Here is an 18711-nt window from a genome sequence, read left to right as displayed (position 1 = left end):
GGGGGACGTGTGAGGCGCAGCAGCGTGCGAGGGGAGGGGGCGAACGCCCAGGCAGCCGGGGAGGAGATATCCGGCGGCGGGGCGGCGGCGTCCGGCACGGTGCCCCCACAGCGGGGCGGCTCCGGGGCGGGCCGCCCGGAGGCCGGCAGCGGCCCCACCCGCAGGCAGGGCCGGCGGCGCGTGCTGCGCTGGACGGCCTCCGTGCTGTCCCTGCTGATACTCGGGACGGCGGCCACCGGATACCTGTACTACCGCCACTTGAACGGCGCCATCCAAACGGACGCGCTGAACCTCGGTGAGACCAAACTGGGCGGCTCCAAGCCCAACGCCTCCGGGCAGACCCCGCTGAACATCCTGCTGATCGGTTCCGACGCGCGCGACGACGCGGCGAACCAGGCCCTGGGCGGGGCCACGGACACCTTCGACGGCCCGCCGCTGGCGGACGTGCAGATGCTGCTGCACCTGTCCGCGGACCGCAGCAACATGTCGGTCGTCTCGATGCCGCGCGACACGATGCTGATGATGCCCAAGTGCACCGAGCCTGCCGGCAAGGTGCACCCCGCCAGCAAGGGCCTCGTGCAGACCAACGAGTCCCTGCAGCGCGGCGGTCCGGGCTGCACGGTCGCCACCTGGCAAGAACTGACCAAGATCCCCATCGATCACTTCATGATGATCGACTTCAAGGGCGTGGTCTCGATGGCGGACGCCATCGGCGGCGTCCCGGTCTGCGTGGAGGAGAACGTCCACTCCCGCACCCGTGACGGCAAGGGCTCCGGCCTGAAGCTGCCCAAGGGCACGAGCGTCATCCAGGGCGAGCAGGCCCTGCAGTGGCTGCGCACCCGTTACGGCTTCGAGGACGGCACCGACATCGGCCGCACCCATGCCCAGCACCAGTACATGACGTCGATGTCCCGCGAGTTCCGCAAGAACGCCAAGCTCACCAACCCGGTGAAGCTCAACAGCCTGGCGCAGGCGGCGATCGAGGCCATGGTCGTGGACCCCGGGCTGGACAAGATCGACAAGCTGTACGACCTGAGCATGGAGCTCAAGAAGGTTCCCCCGGGCCGGATCACCATGACCACCATGCCGTGGGTCTACAGCACCAAGCCCGGCCTGGACGGTCGGGTCGAGCCCATGGCGGACGAGGCCGAGGCCGTGTTCCGGATGGTCCGCGAGGACATCGCGCTCGACGGCAAGGGCTCCGGGACCCCGGCGGAGGGCGCCTCGCCGTCCCCGGGCGCCTCCGCGTCCGCGTCCGCGGGAACGCCGACGCCGGCCGCCCCGAGTACGTCACCCACCACGGCCCCCACCACGGCACCGACCACGGCACCGACCACGGCACCGGGCGCGGCTGCCGCGAATATCGCGGTCGCCGTCCGCAACGCCACGAGCGGCAAGGCCGGCGCCGAGACCCGCGTCAAGAACCGGGCGAACGAGGTGGCCTCGCTGCTGACCGGCAAGGGCTTCACCAAGGCCACCGCCGACACCCAGACCGGCGCCGAGGACACCACGGTCGTCCGCTACGCCACGGACGCCCAAGCGGCCGACGCGGGTGTCGTGGCCACCGCCCTGGGCCTGCCCGCCTCCTCGGTGCAGAAGTCCGAGGAGGTCTCCGGGATCACCCTGTACGTGGGCAAGGACTGGCGCACCGGCAACGCGCCCACTCCGCCGCCGCCCGCCCCGACCGTGGCCCCAACCTCGGCCCACGCGCTCAACGGCGACAACGAGGGCGCCTGCATGGCGATCCAGCCGGGCTTCACCTGGTAGCGCGCACGTGAAAGGGGCCCGGCCCGGCGGCTGCGACGGTGCGCACCCCCCGGGCCGGGCCCCTTCGTACGTCTCAGACCTGCGAGGAGTCCCGCTGCACGGCCGGACGGCGGCTCGCGATGACCTTGTTCGCCAGCGCCCGAGGGCTCGTCAGGAAGCCGAAGCCCCAGCTCAGGTGCATGGTCGCCAGGGCGACGGGGATCTGCGCCCGGGCCTTGATCCCGAGCCCCTTGCCCGCCGGTACGGAGCCCGCGGTGATCGCCGCGAGGTAGCCGGCCGGGAGGAGGAAGCCCAGGGGGGAGACGGTCACGCCCACGACCACGCTCGCGGCGATCGCGCAGACGAGGGTCGGCGGGGCCAGGTAGCGCAGGTTGATGGAGCCCGAGTGGTAGCGGGCCACCACGTGCCGCCAGCGCCCGTAGTCCTTGTACTGCTTGGCCAGGGCCCGTACGGAGCGGCGCGGACGGTACTGGACCATCAGCTCCGGCGAGAACCAGATCAGACCGCCGGCCTCACGGATGCGGAAGTTCAGCTCCCAGTCCTGGGCACGGATGAACTCCTCGTTGTAGCCGCCCTGCTGTTCCAGCGCTTCGCGGCGGAAGACTCCGAGGTAGACGGTCTCGGCCGGTCCCGCCTGGCCGCCGGTGTGGAACGGCGCGTTGCCGACACCGATCTTCGAGGTCATCGCGGCGGCGACGGCCTCTTCCCAGGCGTTCTCGCCCTCGGCGTGCATGATGCCGCCGACGTTCTGGGCGCCGGTCTCCTCCAGGAGGCGCACGGCGGTGGCGATGTAGTTCGGCGAGAGCATGCCGTGGCCGTCGACGCGCACCACGATCGGGTGGCGCGAGGCCTTGATGGCGGCGTTGAGCGCCGCCGGGGTCCGGCCGGTGGGATTCGGGACGGTGTGGACTCGGGGATCCTCGGCGACGAGTTCGGCGGCGATCTCGTCGGTGCGGTCCGTGGACGGCCCGAGTGCGATCACCACCTCCATCTCGCCCGCGTACTCCTGCTCCAGGATGTGGCGGACGGAATCGCGGAGGTAGTGCTCCTCGTCGAGCACCGGCATGATCACCGAGACTGCGGGCTGCTGGGCGGGCATGTGGTCCTTCAAGGTCGGGTATCGGTGTCACGTTACCGCGTACGGGGGAACCGGGTGCGCGCCGAGCGATCGGTAAGGACAGCTGCTGATCGTATGGGCCTACTGTTCTGCCGAATCGGCCGATCCGGTCAGTGCCCCGGCCGGTCTCCCTGCTGCCCCCGCGGAGGTGTCCACCGTGCCCCAGCCGCACCGTCCCGCCCGTCCTGACGGGCCGCCCCGGCCGCAGCCCGCCCGACGCGGCGGAGGCTGCCGCGCCCGGCACCGGAAGGGGCGGCCCCGGTGGGGCGTACGGCTCGCGGCCGGGCTGTCGGTGGTGGTGCTCGGCTCCGGGGCCGTCGGGCACGCCGTGATGACCGGTCTGGACACCGGGATCGAACGGGTGGACCCGTTCAAGGACATGAAGAACCGCCCGCAGGCCGGACACGGCCTCAACTTCCTGCTGGTGGGCACCGACGGGCGAGAGAAGGTCTCCCCGGAGGAGAAGCGCGAGTACCGCCTGGGCGGCGCGCCCTGCCACTGCACGGACACGATCATGCTGGTGCACCTGTCGGCCGACAAGGAACGGGCCAGCGTGATCAGTCTGCCCCGCGACAGCTTCGCCGAGGTGCCCGCGCACCGGGACCTCGTCACCGGCAAGGCGCACAAGGCCCACCCCGTACGGCTGAACGCGGCGTACGCGGAGGGCGGGCCCAACCTGACCGTGCGGACCGTAGAGAACATGACCCGGGTGAAGATCGACCACTACCTGGAGGTCGACTTCACCAGCTTCATGAAGACGGTCGACGCGATGGGCGGCGTGGAGATCTGCACGGCCAAGACCATGCGGGACCGCAACACCGGACTCGACCTGTTGCCGGGCAACCACCGCCTCAGCGGTGGACAGGCCCTGCAGTACGTGCGCTCGCGCCACGTCGACGGGGCTTCCGACCTCGGCCGGATGCAGCGCCAGCAGCGGTTCGTCGCCGCCCTGATCAAGCAGGCGACCGGGGGCGGGGTGCTGCTGAACCCGGTGAAGTTCAAGGAGGTCAGCTCCACCCTCCTCGGGTCCGTCCGGGCCGACAAGGACTTCGGCTCGGAGCAGATGCTGGCCCTCGGGCAGGCGATGCGGGACTTCACCCCGTCCTCCTCGGAGTTCGCCTCGGTGCCCATCGGCAGCCCCTCCTTCCCCGTCAAGGGCATCGGGTCCACCGTGAAGTGGGACGAGCCGAAGGCGGCCAAGCTGTTCGAGGCGCTGCGCGAGGACCGGCCGCTCGCCCCCGCCCGGCCCGGGAAGGCCGCCGGCGGCCCGCCCTCGGCGGTGCCGGTGGACGTGCCCCCGCGCGAGGTCCGCGTGCAGGTGGAGAACGGCACCCGGATCGACGGAATGGGCGGCCGGGTGGACGCCGCGCTGCGCGCCACCGGCTTCGACACGACCCGGGCCCCGGGCAACGGGGCCAGCCGCGAGGTCAAGCGCACGGTGATCACGTACGACCCGCGTTGGGACCGCTCCGCCCGCTCGGTGGCGACCGCGCTGCCGGGCAGCGAACTGCGGGCGGTGGCGGGCCAGGGCCGGACGGTGTTGGTGATCGCGGGCGCGGACTACCGCAAGGTGGTGCCGGTGCGCGCCGAGGACCCCTACCGGGGCGCCTTCGGGGTGGTCACCGGCGACCAGGTGGTCTGCGGGGACTGAGGGTTCGGGACGGCCTCGGCGTCAGTCGTCGAAGCCCTGGGCCGCCCGCTCCTCGCGCAGCGCCATGATCGCCTGGCGGCGGGCGAGCCGGTGGGTGCGGCGGATCTGGGCCTCCTGGTAGCGCCGCTCGTCCTGCTCCGTCTCCGGGAGGACGGGCGGGACCTCGCGGGGCTTGCCGTCGGCGTCGACCGCGGCGAAGACGAGGTAGGCGGTGCCGACCTGGGTGGCGGGGGTGGACTCGTTCCACCGCTCCGCGAGGACGCGTACGCCGATCTCCATGGAGGAGCGGCCGGTCCAGTTGCACTGGGCCTTCACGTGGACGAGGTCGCCCACGCGCACGGGTGCGAGGAAGGCCATCTCGTCCATGGAGGCGGTGACCGCCGGGCCGCCGGAGTGGCGGCCGGCCACGGCGCCCGCCGCGTCGTCCACCAGCTTCATGATCACACCACCGTGCACCGTGCCGAGGAGGTTGGTGTCGTTGGCGGTCATGATGTGGCTGAGGGTCGTCCGGGAGGCTGCGGTGGGCTTCCCGGGCAGCTCGCCCGGTATCTGTGTCATACGGACACCTTAGGGGTGTCTTGTCGGTCGGGCCGGATCGGGGAGCGGGTGCCCGGTGCGTGCGCGGCGGGTGTCGCGGGCCCGGCCCGACCGACGCGTCACCGTCGAGATGGCCCGTGGAGGCATCAGCTCTGCAACAGCAGCGGAACGGAATGCGGACCGGGCTGTCGGAGCACGCACCCGGGCAGGCATTCTTGGGCGCATGAATGACTGGCCAGAAGGTCGTGACGACGCGTACGGGCGCGGCAGCGCGCAGCCGCAGCCCGAGGGCGTGCAGCGGATGCGGCACATCCAGCGGCAGCCGCAGCCGCAGCAGCCTCCTCGGCCCGCGCAGCCCCCGCGCCCGCAACGCCCGGCGGGCCCGCCGCCCGCGTACGGCGTACCCCCGCAGCAGGCGGGCGGCCACGACACGTACGGCGGTTACGACAGCGGCTACAACACCGGCCAGGTCTACGGGGCTCCGCAGGGCGGTGCTCCGGGCGGTCCGGGAGGCCCCGGCGGGCCGTCCGGGCCCGGCCGCCCCGGGCGGGCGCCCGGTCCCGCGCCGGACTGGCGCAAGCGGATCAAGGTCGGCTCGATCGTGCTGGTCTCCGCGCTCCTGGTGACCTCCGTCGCCACCTACTTCTGGGCCGACTCCAAGGTGCGCCGCGAGGTGGACCTCTCCAAGGTCATCGAGCGCCCGAAGGAGGGCGACTGCACGACGTACCTGATCGTGGGCTCCGACAGCCGCGAGGGGATGTCCGACGAGGAGAAGAAGAAGCTCCACACGGGCTCGGCCGAGGGCAAGCGGACCGACTCGATGATGATCCTGGCGAAGTGCTCCAGCGGGAACACCATGATCTCGCTGCCGCGCGACTCTGACGTGGAGATCCCCTCCTTCGTCGGCTCCCAGTCCGGCAAGACGTTCCCCGCGCAGGGGCGGCGGGTCAAGCTCAACGCCGCGTACGCGGAGGACGGCCCCGAGCTGCTCGTGCGGACGGTGGAACACAACACGGGCCTGCGCATCGACCACTACGCGGAGATCGGCTTCGCCGGCTTCGCGAACATCGTGGACGCGCTGGGCGGCGTGGAGCTGAACATCGAGGAGGGCTTCAAGGACGAGAAGTCGGGCGCCGACTTCAAGGCCGGCAAGCAGACCCTGAACGGCGAGCAGTCCCTGGCCTTCGTACGGACCCGGTACGCCTTCGCCGAGTCCGACCTCCAGCGGACGAAGAACCAGCAGAAGTTCTTGTCGGCGCTGGCCAGCCAGGCCGCGACGCCGTCGACGATCCTCAACCCGTTCGCGCTCTACCCGATGCTGGGCGCGGGCCTGGACACCCTCATCGTGGACAAGGACATGGGCCTGTACGACATGGGCCAGATGTTCTTCGCGATGAAGGGCGTCAACGGCGGTGACGGCGTGTCGATGAACATGCCGATCTCCGGCCAGCGCGGCGGCAACCTCGTCTGGGACAAGGCGAAGGTGCAGCAGTTGGTGAAGCAGATCCAGAACGACGAGAAGGTCACCGTCCGCGGCAACTGACGCCGGCGGCCTCCCCGCCTCCCCGGGCCTGGATTCAGGCGTCCGGGGAGAAGCGGACGGCGGCGGCGGGCAACTGCGCGTCGCACCACACGCGGGCGCCGGCGCGCAGTTCGTTGTCGGCCCCCACGGTGGCGCCGTCGCCGATGACGACGGCGTCGAGGACGGTCCGCGCGCCGACCGCGGCGCGGGCGCCGATCAGGCTGGCGTTCACCTGGGCGTCCGGGCCGATGACGGCGCCGTCGAGGACGATGGAGCCCTGGACGACCGCTCCGGCCCCGATCCGGGCGCCCGCGCCCACGACGGTGCCCCCGGACAGCTTGGCCCCGGCGGCCACCTCGGCGCCGGGCAGGACCAGGGACTCGCCGCGGCGTCCGGGGACGGCCGGGGAGGAGACCACGCCGCGTACGAGGTCGGCGGAGGCCTGGATGATCGACTCGGGCTTGCCGAGGTCCATCCAGTAGGTGTTCTCGGTGACGCCGTGCAGCTTGGCCCCGGCGGCGAGCAGGCCGGGGAAGGTCTCGCGCTCGACGGAGACCGGGCGGCCGGCCGGGATGGCGTCGATCACGCTGCGGCGGAAGACGTAGCAGCCGGCGTTGATCTGGTCGGTGATGATCTCCTCGGGGGTCTGCGGCTTCTCGGTGAAGGCCAGTACCCGCCCCTCGGAGTCGGTGGGGACCAGGCCGAAGGCGCGCGGGTCCTCGACCCGGACCAGGTGCAGGGAGACGTCGGCGTCGGCCGCCTCGTGCGACTCGACCAGCCCGGCGATGTCCAGGCCGGTGAGGATGTCGCCGTTGAAGACGAGGACGGAGGAGTCCGGGCCGCCGGTCAGGCGCTCTCCGGCGTTGCGGATGGCGCCGCCGGTACCGAGGGGCTCGTCCTCGACCACGTATTCGAGGCTGAGGCCGAAGTCGGATCCGTCGCCGAAGTAGGGCTCGAAGACCTCGGCGAGGTAGCAGGTGGCCATCACGATGTGCGTGACACCGGCGGCGGCGGCCCTGGCTATCTGGTGGGCGAGGAACGGGACGCCGGCCGTGGGGACCATCGGCTTGGGCGTGTTCACCGTCACGGGGCGCAGGCGCGTCCCTTGTCCGCCGACCAGCAGGATCGCTTCCGTCATTGCGTTCTCCCCAACCGATTCCGGCGTACGAAGGTCCAAATTTAGCCCATGCGGGTACCCCCCACGGGCGGTGCGTGCGTCAGCCTGCGCCGCAGGCCGGGGCCTCAGGCGGCGAACGGGTTCGCGTGGCCCGGCAACTGCTGCCCCGGGCGCAGGAACCGCTGCCTGCCCTGCTCGTCGCGCACCGCGAAGAACCCGGCTTCCCTCAGGCGCCGGGCCAGCTTCGCCCGGTGGATCTGACCCGCCTTCAGCGCCACGGTCAGGAACACCACGAGGCTCGCGCCGGTGGCCACCGCCTCGACCAGCGGGCCGGTGGCGAGCTGGAGCGCGGTCACGAGCACGCAGCCGAGGTAGCACAGCACCATCTGGCCCCGGCTGGTGACGAAGCGGGCCGCGAGGTCGAAGGCGATGAGGTCCTTCAGCACGGCCACGGCGCCGGCCGCTTCGGGTACGGGCTTCAGCGACCCGGGCTCCAGCCCCGGCGCCGTCCCGCCGATCCCCGCCCGCGGATGGGCGGTCAGCGTGGCCGCCTCGCGGGAGCGCGCCTCGGGGCTCGGGTCCCGGTACATCCGCAGGAGGATCTGCGCGTCCTTGTACCCGGTCGCGTGTGCCGAGCCGTACACGTAGCCGTACTGCTCCGCCACGTGCGCGAGGGCGGCCGCCTTCGGGCGGGAGCCCTGCGGACCGATCTCGATGACGTCCTGCTGACGGGCGATCTGCCGGAGCATCCCCGATATCTGACGTTCTGCGGACATCCCGTTCCCCCCTGAGCCCCGCGCCCGGGGGCCGACCGGCGCACAGCCTAGGGTGCGGCGCCGGCCGTCTCGCACGTGGCCCCCGGCCGCACGCCGGGAGCCACGTGTTTCCGCGGGGTCGGGCCCCTACGGAAGGTTGCGGGCCATCACGATCCGCTGAACCTGATTCGTACCTTCATAAATCTGCGTGATCTTGGCATCGCGCATCATGCGCTCCACCGGGTAGTCGCGGGTGTAGCCGTAGCCGCCGAGGAGCTGGACGGCGTCCGTGGTGACCTCCATGGCCACGTCGGAGGCGAAGCACTTGGCCGCGGCGCCGAAGAAGGTCAGGTCCTCCTTGTCACCGCCGGCGGAGACGCGCTCGGACTTGGCGGCGGCCGAGTAGGTCAGCTGGCGGGCGGCCTCGATCTTCATGGCCATGTCCGCGAGCATGAACTGCACGCCCTGGAAGTCGCCGATCGGCTTGCCGAACTGCTTGCGCTCCTGGACGTAGCCCTTGGCGTAGTCCAGTGCGCCCTGGGCGATGCCGAGCGCCTGGGCCGCGATGGTGATGCGGGTGTGGTCCAGCGTCTTCATCGCGGTAGCGAAGCCGGTGCCCTCGGCGCCGATCATGCGGTCGGCCGGGATCCGGACGTTGTCGAGGTAGACCTCGCGCGTCGGGGAGCCCTTGATGCCGAGCTTCTTCTCCGGGGCGCCGAAGGACACGCCCTCGTCGCCCTTCTCCACGACGAAGGCGCTGATGCCCTTGGAGCGCTTCTCGGGGTCGGTGACGGCCATGACCGTGTAGTACTCGGAGACGCCCGCGTTGGTGATCCAGCGCTTCACGCCGTTGAGCACCCAGAAGTCCCCGTCGCGCACGGCTCGGGTCTTCATGCCGGCGGCGTCGGAGCCCGCGTCCGGCTCGGAGAGCGCGTACGAGAACATCGCGTCGCCCTTGGCCAGCGGGCCGAGGTACTTGGCCTTGAGCTCCTCGGAGCCGGAGAGGATCACCGGGAGCGAGCCGAGCTTGTTCACGGCCGGGATGAGGGAGGAGGAGGCGCAGACGCGGGCCACTTCCTCGATCACGATCACGGTGGCGAGGGCGTCGGCACCCGCGCCGCCGTAGGTCTCGGGCACGTGGACGGCGTGCAGGTCGCTGGAGACCAGGGCGTCCAGGGCCTCCTGCGGGAAGCGGGATTCCTCGTCGACCGCGGCGGCGAACGGCAGGATCTTCGCCTCGGCGAGCGAGCGGACCGACTCGCGGAGCATGTCGTGCTCCTCGGCCGGGCGGTACAGGTCGAAGTCGGCAGAACCCGCCAAGATCTCTCACTCCCCAGGGTGATGCGTGATGCTAACTACCGTTAAGTAACCCAAGCCTAGTGGTCCGGTCACGGATGGCGATATGCACGGACCACGTGAGATGGGTGACAGCGGCGGTCTCCTGGGGAACGTCCCCGCTGGTGGGCCCGACTATGCTCAGTGGCCGCAAACGGCCCCGCACCTCTGGAGCACCCATGGCCCCGCTCAAGATCACTGTGATCGGCACCGGATACCTCGGTGCGACCCACGCCGCCGCGATGGCGGAACTGGGATTCGAGGTGCTGGGGCTGGACGTGGTGCCCGAGAAGATCGAGATGCTGGCCTCGGGTCGGGTCCCGATGTACGAGCCCGGGCTGGAGGAACTGCTGGCCAAGCACGTGGCCGGGCTGCCGGGCTCGACCGGCCGGCTGCGCTTCACCACCTCCTACGAGGAGGTCGGCGCCTTCGGCGACGTCCACTTCGTCTGCGTGAACACCCCGCAGAAGCACGGCGAGTACGCCTGCGACATGTCCTACGTGGACTCCGCGATGGCCTCGCTGGCCCCGCACCTGACGCGGCCGGTCCTGGTGGTCGGCAAGTCCACGGTGCCGGTGGGTTCGGCGGAGCGGCTCGCGGTGAAGCTCGCGGAGCTGGCCCCGGCGGGCGCGGACGTGGAGCTGGCCTGGAACCCGGAGTTCCTGCGGGAGGGCTTCGCGGTGGACGACACCCTGCACCCCGACCGGATCGTGATCGGCGTCCAGGGCGACCGCGCCGAAAAGGTGCTGCGGGAGGTGTACGAGACGCCGATGTCGGAGGGGACCCCGCTGGTGGTCACCGACTTCCCGACCTCTGAGCTGGTGAAGACCGCCGCGAACTCCTTCCTCGCCACGAAGATCTCCTTCATCAACGCGATGGCCGAGGTGTGCGAGGCCGGCGGCGGTGACGTGGTCAAGCTGGCCGAGGCGATCGGCTACGACGAGCGGATCGGCGCGAAGTTCCTGCGCGCCGGGATCGGCTTCGGCGGCGGCTGCCTGCCCAAGGACATCCGGGCCTTCATGGCGCGCGCCGGCGAGCTGGGCGCCGACCAGGCGCTGACCTTCCTGCGCGAGGTCGACTCCATCAACATGCGGCGCCGCGGGCACATGGTCGAACTGGCCCGGGAGGCCGTGGGCGGTTCGTTCCTCGGCAAGCGGGTCGCCGTGCTGGGAGCCACCTTCAAGCCGGACTCCGACGACGTACGGGACTCCCCCGCGCTGAACGTGGCCGGGCAGATCCACCTCCAGGGCGGCCAGGTCACCGTCTACGACCCCAAGGGCATGGACAACGCCCGCCGCGTCTTCCCGACCCTCGGCTACGCGGACTCCGCGCTGGAGGCGGCCCGGGGCGCGGAGGTCGTCCTGCACCTCACCGAGTGGCGCGAGTTCCGTGACCTCGACCCGGCGGAGCTGGCCGGTGTGGTGACCGACCGCCTCGTCCTGGACGGCCGCAACGCGCTGGACCCGGTGCGGTGGCGGGCCGCGGGCTGGACCTACCGGGCGATGGGCCGCCCGCGGGCCTGACCCCTGCGGGGTTGCTCGGCAAAGGGGAAAGGACCCGGGGCTCCGCCCCGGACCCCGCGCCTCAATCGCCGGCGGGGCTGGTTCTGGCGGGGCTGAGCTAGCGGCGGTGGCCGGCGGCGCGGGAGGTGAACTCCGCGTCGCGCAGGACGCGCTGGGCGTTGCCCCAGGTCAACAGGGCCACCTCGGACTCCGGCCAGCCGCGCTCCAGGAGCTCCGCGATGAGCCGCGGATAGCCCGAGGGGTCGGTGAGGCCCGTCGGGCGGGGGTGGCCCGGTCCGGTGCCGAAGGTGGCGCCGAGTCCGACGCCGTGCGGGCCCGCGATGGCCCGTACGTGGTCCAGGTGGTCCGCCACCGCGTGCAGGGAGTCCCCGGTGCGCACGGTGTCGAAGGTGACCATCGCCAGGCCGTTCGCCTCCCGCACCGCGGCCAGGACCTCGTCGGTCACGTTGCCCGGATGCGGGTTCAGCGAGGCCGCCCCCGTGTTCGAGATGATCACCGGCGCCTTCGAGGCCCCCGCGACCCGGCGGGCGACCGCCGGTGCGCAGCCCGTGAGGTCCAGCAGGATCCCCAGCCGGTTCGCCTCGCGGACCACCTCGTGGCCGAAGGCCGTCAGTTCCTCCTGCGCCCAGGGCGCTCCCGAGGGCGCGAGGATCCGTACGCCCAGCGCGTGGAAGGCGCGCAGTGCGCCCAGCGAGCCGGTCAGCGTGCGGCCGGGCACCGGGCCCAGGAACGAGGCGATGCGGCCCCGATTGCGGGCGTCCGCCAGGTCGTCGGCGCCGAGGGCCAGGCAGAGGCTGTTCGGGTAGCGGCGCATCAGGGTCAGCGCCGTGTCGATCTGGTCCAGCGTGTCGGAGAGCACCTGGTCACCGGGGGCGTCCTCGTGCGCCCGCCCCGACGGCACGAGCAGGGACCAGAACTGGGCCCCCACTCCCCCGGCGCGTAGCCGCGGGATGTCGGTGTCAACGCCCGCGTCCGAGGTTTCGATGTCGTGGTACGGGCTCTGGTGCAGGGTCCGGACCAGGGTGTTGCACCCGTCGACCACGGGATGGACGGCCAGGAGTGCGACGGCCCGGTCGAGGGCGCCCGCCGCCACCGCCGCCGCGGGTGCGGGGAGGTCTTCGGCTCCGATGCCCACGGAGTGGGGTTCGTCCTGCAGGTCGGCCATGGCGTTCGCTCCGGTGTCGGCGGCAGCGGGGAAGGGGCGCTGTCACCGTGACACGCAGGACGGCCGGGCCGCCCGGCGGACGCAGCGTTCGAGTGAACCCGCAGGTCACACTCTGTCACCGCGTCCGCCGGGCACCGCGTCCGCTATCGGATCACCGCGTTCGACGGGCCCCGGGAGGCCGACAGGTCGCGGGCCACCGACTCCGCGTCGCGCAGCACCCGTACCGCGTTGGTCCAGGTCAGCTTCGCCAGGTCGACCTTGGACCAGCCGCGCGTGAGCAGTTCGGCGACGAGGTTGGGGTAGCCCGCCACGTCGTCCAGGCCGGACGGGGTGAAGGCCGTGCCGTCGTAGTCCCCGCCGATGCCGATGTGGTCGATGCCGGCCACCTCGCGCATGTGGTCCAGGTGGTCGGCCACCGTCGCGGCCGTGGCCACCGGGCGCGGGCGCCCCTCCTCGAAGGCCCGGTGCAGGGCCATCGCCTCGGGGGTGGTGTCCAGGTGGTGGAAACCGTGCGCGCGCAGGTTCTCGTCCGCGGCCAGGGTCCACTCGACGGCCGCCGGGAGGATGAACTTCGGCACGAAGGTGGCCATCGCCACCCCGCCGTTGCCCGGCAGCGTCGCCAGCACGTCGTCGGGGATGTTGCGCGGGTGGTCGCAGACCGCTCGCGCCGAGGAGTGCGAGAACACCACCGGTGCGGCCGAGACCTCGATCGCGTCCCGCATCGTCGTCGCCGCGACGTGCGAGAGGTCCACCAGCATGCCCACGCGGTTCATCTCGCGGACGACCTCGCGGCCGAAGTCGGTCAGGCCGCCGTGCCGGGGCTCGTCGGTCGCCGAGTCCGCCCAGTCGATGTTGTCGTTGTGGGTGAGCGTCATGTACCGCACGCCCAGCTGGTGCAGGGCGCGGAGGGTGGCCAGCGAGTTGTTGATGGAGTGGCCGCCCTCGGCGCCCATCAGCGAGGCGATCTTGCCGTCGGCGCGGGCCGCTTCCATGTCGTCCGCCGTCAGCGCCCGCACGAGGTCGCCGGGATAGCGGTCGATCAGCTGGGCGACGACGTCGATCTGCTCCAGGGTGGCGCTGACCGCCTCGTCACCGGCGTAGTCGGAGCGCACGTAGACGGACCAGAACTGCGCGCCGACCCCGCCGGCGCGCAGCCGGGGGATGTCGGTGTGCAGGTGGGCGGACTGGTCGCCCGCGATGTCCCGTCGCGCCAGGTCGTAACGCACCTGCTCGCGCAGCGCCCAGGGCAGGTCGTTGTGGCCGTCCACGACGGGGTGTTCGGCCAGCAGCTCGCGCGCCTCGTCCAGACGCTGCGCCGCGCTCACTTTCCGAACCCGAAGGACTCCGCGTTCGCGACCTTCGTGCGCAGCCGCTTGCCCTTTTCGGTGGCCTGGTCGTTGAGCTCCTGCTGGAAGTCGCGCATCCGGACCAGCAGCTCCGGGTCGTGGGCGGCCAGCATCCGTACGGCCAGCAGGCCCGCGTTGCGCGCCCCGGCGACCGAGACGGTGGCGACGGGAACCCCGGCGGGCATCTGGACGATCGACAGCAGCGAGTCCATGCCGTCGAGGTACTTCAGCGGCACCGGCACGCCGATGACCGGCAGCGGGGTGACCGAGGCAAGCATGCCGGGCAGGTGGGCGGCGCCGCCCGCGCCCGCGATGATCGCCTTTAGGCCGCGGTCGGCGGCCCGCTCCCCGTACTCGACCATCTCGCGCGGCATCCGGTGCGCGGAGACGACGTCGACCTCGTAGGGGATCTCGAACTCGTCGAGGGCCTGGGCGGCCGCCTCCATGACGGGCCAGTCCGAGTCGGAGCCCATGACGATGCCGATGACGGGGGCTGCGGTGGTGCTCATGCGGTGACCGTTCCTCTGAGGTAATCGGCAGCGTGGCGTGCGCGCTCCAGCACATCGTCCAGATCGTCGCCGTAGGTGTTGACGTGGCCGACCTTGCGACCGTGTTTCACGTCCTTGCCGTACATGTGGATCTTGAGCTGGGGGTCGTGGGCCATGCAGTGCAGGTACGCCGCGTACATGTCGGGGTAGTCCCCGCCCAGTACGTTCGCCATGACCGTCCACGGGGCGCGGGGGCGCGGGTCGCCCAGCGGAAGGTCCAGGACCGCGCGCACGTGGTTGGCGAACTGGGAGGTCACGGCCCCGTCCTGGGTCCAGTGACCGCTGTTGTGCGGACGCATCGCCAGTTCGTTGACCAGGATCCGGCCGTCGGTGGTCTCGAACAGCTCCACGGCCAGGTGGCCGGTCACGTCGAGTTCCTTGGCGATGCGCAGGGCGAGGGCCTGGGCCTCGCCCGCGAGGGCCTCCGAGAGGTTCGGGGCCGGGGCGATCACCGTGTCGCAGACCCCGTCCACCTGGCGGGACTCGACGACGGGGTAGGCCACCGCCTGGCCGTGCGGGGAGCGGACGATGTTGGCCGCGAGCTCGCGGACGAAATCGACCTTCTCCTCGGCGAGGACCGGGACGCCCGCCTTGAAGGGGGCCGCCGCGTCCTCGGGGGTGCGGACGAACCACACCCCCTTGCCGTCGTACCCGCCCCGCACGGTCTTGAGGATGACGGGGAACCCGCCCACCTCTTCCGCGAAGGCGGCCGCGTCGTCCGGATCGCTCACGATCCGGTGGCGGGGGCTGGGCGCGCCGATCTCGTCGAGCTTGGCGCGCATCACCCCCTTGTCCTGGGCGTGCACCAAAGCGTCGGGCCCCGGGCGGACGGGGATGCCGTCCGCTTCCAGGGCCCGAAGGTGCTCCGTGGGTACATGCTCGTGGTCGAAGGTGATCACGTCACAGCCGCGCGCGAAGGCGCGCAACGTCTCCAGGTCGCGATAGTCGCCGATGACGACATCGCTCACGACCTGGGCCGCCGAGTCCTGCGGGGTGTCACTGAGGAGCTTGAATCTGATGCCGAGGGGGATGCCCGCCTCGTGGGTCATGCGGGCGAGCTGGCCGCCGCCGACCATACCGACTACCGGGAACGTCACTCCTCCAGGGTATCCGTCGGTATTCGGCCATCGGGACCCGCATGGGCACGGCTCCGGCCCGAGCTGCCCGTGTGCCGTGCGTCGCAGGGTGCCGGAAGGCACAGACGTAGCGCAGGGGGGACACTTAGCATGGGCGGGTTGACGGAGAACACCGGACGCCCCGTAAGCGGGCGGTGACCGACAGGACTGACCTACTGATGAGCACGCCTGGCGGATCTGTCGTCGAACGTGTACGCGGCCTCGTACGAGAGGTGGCCAAGTTCGGGGCGGTCGGCGGTCTGGGTGTCCTGGTCAACCTGGGCGTCTTCAACCTGATCCGCAACACCACCGACCTGCAGGTGGTGCGCGCGAGCGTGATAGCCACCGTCGTGGCCATCGCCACGAACTACGTCGGCTTCCGCTACTTCGCCTACCGGGACCGCGCCAAGAGCGGTCGTACCCGCGAGCTGTCCCTGTTCGCCGCGTTCAGCGGCATCGGCCTGGTCATCGAGAGCGGTGTGCTCTACACCGCCACCTACGGGTTCGGCTGGGACGGCCCGCTCGCCAGCAACGTGTTCAAGTTCATCGGCATCGGGACCGCCACCGTGTTCCGCTTCTGGTCGTACCGGACGTGGGTCTTCAAGGCCCTGCCCGCGCCGGTGGAACAGGCCGAGCCGATGCCGGAGCCGGCGCCCCTGCCGAAGCCGGACCGCAGGCCGGAGCCGATGCCCGAGCCGGAGCCCGCGAACAACTAGAGCATCGCGGCCCTGGGCCCTAGGTCCTGTCGTCAAAGTAGCGCCGGTCAGGCCCGCGGCGTCCGGTGCCGTGCATCGCAAGGCGGAGGGGCGCCCGAGTACTGGACGTACTTGGGTGCCCCGACAACGCGGCAAGGTGCGGTGCCGGGCGTCGCGGGCCCGGGGGCACCTCCCAGCGGTAGCTGGGGGAGGGACTTTGACGACAGGGCCTAGGCCTAGCGGACCGTGGCCTGCGGTTCGGCCCGTTCCGGGGCCGTCCGGCTGAGGAACAGCGCGAAGACCGGTGGCTGCGTCTGGAGCAGTTCCAGGCGTCCGCCGTCCGCCTCCGCGAGGTCCCGGGCCACTGCGAGGCCGATCCCGGTGGAGTTGCGGCCGCTGATGGCCCGCTCGAAGATCCGGTTGCCGAGGTCCGGCGGGACGCCCGGTCCCTCGTCCGTGACCTCCAGCACCGCCTGGTTGCCGATCACCCGGGTGCGCAGCGCGACCGTGCCGCCGCCGTGCATCAGGGCGTTCTCCACCAGGGTGGCCAGCACCTGCGAGACCGCGCCCGGGGTGCCGACGGCCCGTACGCCCTGCCGTCCGGAGCGCACGATGGCCCGGCCCGCGCTGCGGTAGGCCGGCCGCCACTCCTCGACCTGCTGCTTGACGACCTCGTCCAGGTCGAAGGGGACCGCCGAGCCGGTCCGCGGGTCCCGCGAGTTCGTGAGCAGCCGCTGCACCACGTCCGTGAGCCGCTCCACCTGGGTCAGGGCGATCGTCGCCTCCTCCCGCACGGTCGCCAGGTCATCGGTGACCGTGATCTCCTCCAGCCGCATGGAGAGGGCGGTGAGCGGGGTGCGCAGCTGGTGGGAGGCGTCCGCGGCCAGGCGCCGCTCGGCCGTCAGCATCCGGCCGATCCGCTCGGCGCTGGAGTCCAGCACGTCCGCGACCCGGTCGAGCTCGGGAACCCCGTACCGCTTGTGCCGGGGCCGCGGGTCGCCCGATCCGAGCCGCTCCGCCGTCTCGGCCAGGTCGGTGAGCGGGGAGGCCAGCCGGTTGGCCTGCCGTACGGCGAGCAGCACGGCCGCCACGACGGCCAGCAGGGCCACCGCGCCGACCACGGCCAGGGTCCGCCCGACCTCGCGGGTCACGGTCGAGCGGGATTCCTCGACGACCACGACCTCGCCCTGCTCCCCGCGGGCGGTGCCGCGGATCACGCTCTCGGGGATCGGGGTGCCCACGTCCACGGCCGGCTGGCCGGGGACGGTGATCCGCGCGTGGTGGCCGGCGTCCAGCTGCTCGCCGAGGGCCACGGGGTCGATCGGCTTCTTCTCGAGGACGTTCGCCTCGACGATGCCCACGAGCCGCAGCGCCTCGGACTCGATGCGGTCCTGGGCGCTGCTGGTGATGGTCCGGGTCTCCACGATGACGAGGGAGACCCCGAAGACGGCGATCACGACGAGCACCACGGCGAGCGTGGAGTTGATGAGGCGGCGGCGCATGCCCTAGAGCATGCCCCAGGTGGGGGCGGAGGAGGCGGTCAGCTCTTCTCGAAGCGGAAACCGACGCCCCGCACGGTGGCGATGTAGCGGGGGTTGGCGGCGTCGTCGCCCAGCTTCTTGCGCAACCAGGAGATGTGCATGTCGAGGGTCTTGGTGGAGGACCACCAGGTGGTGTCCCAGACCTCGCGCATGAGTTGGTCGCGGGTGACGACCCGGCCCGCGTCGCGGACCAGGACCCGCAGCAGGTCGAACTCCTTGGCCGTGAGCTGGAGCTCCTCCTCCCCCATCCAGGCCCGGTGCGATTCGACGTCGATCCGCACGCCGTGGGTGGCGGGGGGCTGGACGGCCTCGGTGGCACCGCGCCGAAGCAGGGCCCGGACCCGGGCGAGCAGTTCGGCCAGCCGGAAGGGCTTGGTCACGTAGTCGTCGGCGCCGGCGTCCAGGCCGACGACCGTGTCGACCTCGTCCGCCCGGGCGGTGAGGACCAGGATCGGGAAGCCGTGGCCCTCGGCGCGCAGCCGGCGGGCCACCTCCAGGCCGTCCATGCCCGGCAGGCCCAGGTCGAGGACGACGAGGTCGACGCCGCCCTGCAGTCCCGCGTCCAGGGCGGTGGGGCCGTCCTCCCGGACCTCGACCTCGTACCCTTCCCGGCGCAGGGCGCGGGCCAGGGGTTCTGAGATGGATGCGTCGTCCTCGGCGAGCAGTACACGCGTCATGTGGGTGATGGTAGTCCGCGGCGGCTGAAACCAGAGGCCCCCGGGAAGCCCCCTCTCTATCTGGGCTTATGAACTACTAAGCGCCTTCGAATATGTCGAACGGTTCCCGACGCGCCTTGTGATCCATCTCTCAAGTCCTTTCATATGCCGCAGTGTCGTGTCGTATGGTGGCGAGACGCCTGATGCAATACCTCAGGGACCTTTGTGCCGAAAAGCGGCACGAAGGTCTCTATTTCTGTCCGGAACCGGACGGGCGGTCCCCTGGGGCCCGCCCGGCCCGTCTTGACGGCAGTGAACGAC

16 protein-coding genes are annotated in these 18711 nt (G+C 71.6%); 5 read left to right on the top strand and 11 right to left on the bottom strand.

The genetic code is table 11. From position 1 onward, the window contains the following. The first annotated feature begins 9 nt into the window (after window positions 1–9). Window positions 10–1767, top strand: a complete 1758-nt coding sequence (locus ACIQK6_RS35845) for an LCP family protein (RefSeq protein ID WP_402696701.1) — start codon at window positions 10–12, stop codon at window positions 1765–1767. Window positions 1768–1840: 73 nt separating this feature from the next. On the opposite strand, the gene ACIQK6_RS35840 is transcribed toward ACIQK6_RS35845, so the two are convergent. Continuing rightward, window positions 1841–2866: a glycosyltransferase family 2 protein gene (locus ACIQK6_RS35840; RefSeq protein ID WP_329101396.1), complete on the bottom strand. Its 1026-nt coding sequence runs from the start codon at window positions 2864–2866 to the stop codon at window positions 1841–1843. 175 nt (window positions 2867–3041) lie between these two features. Here ACIQK6_RS35840 and ACIQK6_RS35835 point away from each other — a divergent pair, with 175 nt between their 5' ends. Beyond that, the gene (locus ACIQK6_RS35835; protein WP_402696699.1) at window positions 3042–4535 is read left to right on the top strand and encodes an LCP family protein; all 1494 of its coding nucleotides are present in this window, start codon (window positions 3042–3044) and stop codon (window positions 4533–4535) included. Window positions 4536–4556: 21 nt separating this feature from the next. On the opposite strand, the gene ACIQK6_RS35830 is transcribed toward ACIQK6_RS35835, so the two are convergent. Beyond that, complete coding sequence (locus ACIQK6_RS35830; RefSeq protein ID WP_030014427.1) at window positions 4557–5093, bottom strand: acyl-CoA thioesterase; 537 nt, start codon at window positions 5091–5093, stop codon at window positions 4557–4559. Between the two features lie 202 nt (window positions 5094–5295). Between ACIQK6_RS35830 and ACIQK6_RS35825 the strand changes: the two genes are divergently transcribed. Next, window positions 5296–6615, top strand: a complete 1320-nt coding sequence (locus ACIQK6_RS35825; protein WP_329101394.1) for an LCP family protein — start codon at window positions 5296–5298, stop codon at window positions 6613–6615. A gap of 34 nt (window positions 6616–6649) precedes the next feature. On the opposite strand, the gene ACIQK6_RS35820 is transcribed toward ACIQK6_RS35825, so the two are convergent. From ACIQK6_RS35820 to ACIQK6_RS35810, 3 genes are all read right to left on the bottom strand, one after another. Next, window positions 6650–7732 carry an NDP-sugar synthase gene (locus ACIQK6_RS35820; RefSeq protein ID WP_329101392.1) on the bottom strand — a complete coding sequence of 361 codons (1083 nt, stop codon included), beginning with the start codon at window positions 7730–7732 and terminating at the stop codon, window positions 6650–6652. Window positions 7733–7836: 104 nt separating this feature from the next. Beyond that, window positions 7837–8487, bottom strand: coding sequence for a hypothetical protein (locus ACIQK6_RS35815; RefSeq protein WP_329101390.1), 651 nt, complete (start codon window positions 8485–8487; stop codon window positions 7837–7839). Window positions 8488–8613: 126 nt separating this feature from the next. Beyond that, the gene (locus tag ACIQK6_RS35810) at window positions 8614–9786 is read right to left on the bottom strand and encodes an acyl-CoA dehydrogenase (RefSeq protein ID WP_329101387.1); all 1173 of its coding nucleotides are present in this window, start codon (window positions 9784–9786) and stop codon (window positions 8614–8616) included. 194 nt (window positions 9787–9980) lie between these two features. On the opposite strand from ACIQK6_RS35810, the gene ACIQK6_RS35805 reads away from it, so the two are divergent. After that, window positions 9981–11324, top strand: coding sequence for a UDP-glucose/GDP-mannose dehydrogenase family protein (locus ACIQK6_RS35805; protein WP_329101384.1), 1344 nt, complete (start codon window positions 9981–9983; stop codon window positions 11322–11324). Between the two features lie 97 nt (window positions 11325–11421). Here ACIQK6_RS35805 and ACIQK6_RS35800 read toward each other — a convergent pair whose 3' ends face one another. From ACIQK6_RS35800 to ACIQK6_RS35785, 4 genes are all read right to left on the bottom strand, one after another. Beyond that, complete coding sequence (locus tag ACIQK6_RS35800) at window positions 11422–12489, bottom strand: membrane dipeptidase (RefSeq protein ID WP_402696696.1); 1068 nt, start codon at window positions 12487–12489, stop codon at window positions 11422–11424. Window positions 12490–12632: 143 nt separating this feature from the next. Then, window positions 12633–13814: a dipeptidase gene (locus ACIQK6_RS35795; protein WP_329101381.1), complete on the bottom strand. Its 1182-nt coding sequence runs from the start codon at window positions 13812–13814 to the stop codon at window positions 12633–12635. Then, complete coding sequence (purE, locus tag ACIQK6_RS35790) at window positions 13811–14344, bottom strand: 5-(carboxyamino)imidazole ribonucleotide mutase (RefSeq protein ID WP_266595787.1); 534 nt, start codon at window positions 14342–14344, stop codon at window positions 13811–13813. The genes ACIQK6_RS35795 and purE overlap by 4 nt, the downstream gene beginning before the upstream one ends. Beyond that, window positions 14341–15480 (bottom strand): 5-(carboxyamino)imidazole ribonucleotide synthase, encoded by a 1140-nt coding sequence (locus tag ACIQK6_RS35785; protein ID WP_329101379.1) that lies wholly within the window; start codon window positions 15478–15480, stop codon window positions 14341–14343. Before ACIQK6_RS35785 ends, purE begins: the two co-directional genes overlap by 4 nt. Before the next feature lie 197 nt (window positions 15481–15677). On the opposite strand from ACIQK6_RS35785, the gene ACIQK6_RS35780 reads away from it, so the two are divergent. Beyond that, window positions 15678–16214 (top strand): GtrA family protein, encoded by a 537-nt coding sequence (locus ACIQK6_RS35780; RefSeq protein ID WP_329101377.1) that lies wholly within the window; start codon window positions 15678–15680, stop codon window positions 16212–16214. A gap of 215 nt (window positions 16215–16429) precedes the next feature. On the opposite strand, the gene ACIQK6_RS35775 is transcribed toward ACIQK6_RS35780, so the two are convergent. Beyond that, a complete protein-coding gene (locus tag ACIQK6_RS35775) occupies window positions 16430–17695 on the bottom strand; it encodes an ATP-binding protein (RefSeq protein ID WP_329101375.1) in 1266 nt (421 codons plus the stop codon). 38 nt (window positions 17696–17733) lie between these two features. Then, entirely contained in the window at window positions 17734–18411 is a 678-nt protein-coding gene (locus ACIQK6_RS35770) for a response regulator transcription factor (protein WP_030011073.1), read from the bottom strand. Window positions 18412–18711 lie beyond the last annotated feature (300 nt).

Origin of the sequence: Streptomyces sp. NPDC091682 (genome assembly GCF_044756625.1) — a bacterium.
Taxonomy (GTDB): domain Bacteria; phylum Actinomycetota; class Actinomycetes; order Streptomycetales; family Streptomycetaceae; genus Streptomyces.
This window is presented reverse-complemented; position numbering and strand designations above follow the sequence as displayed.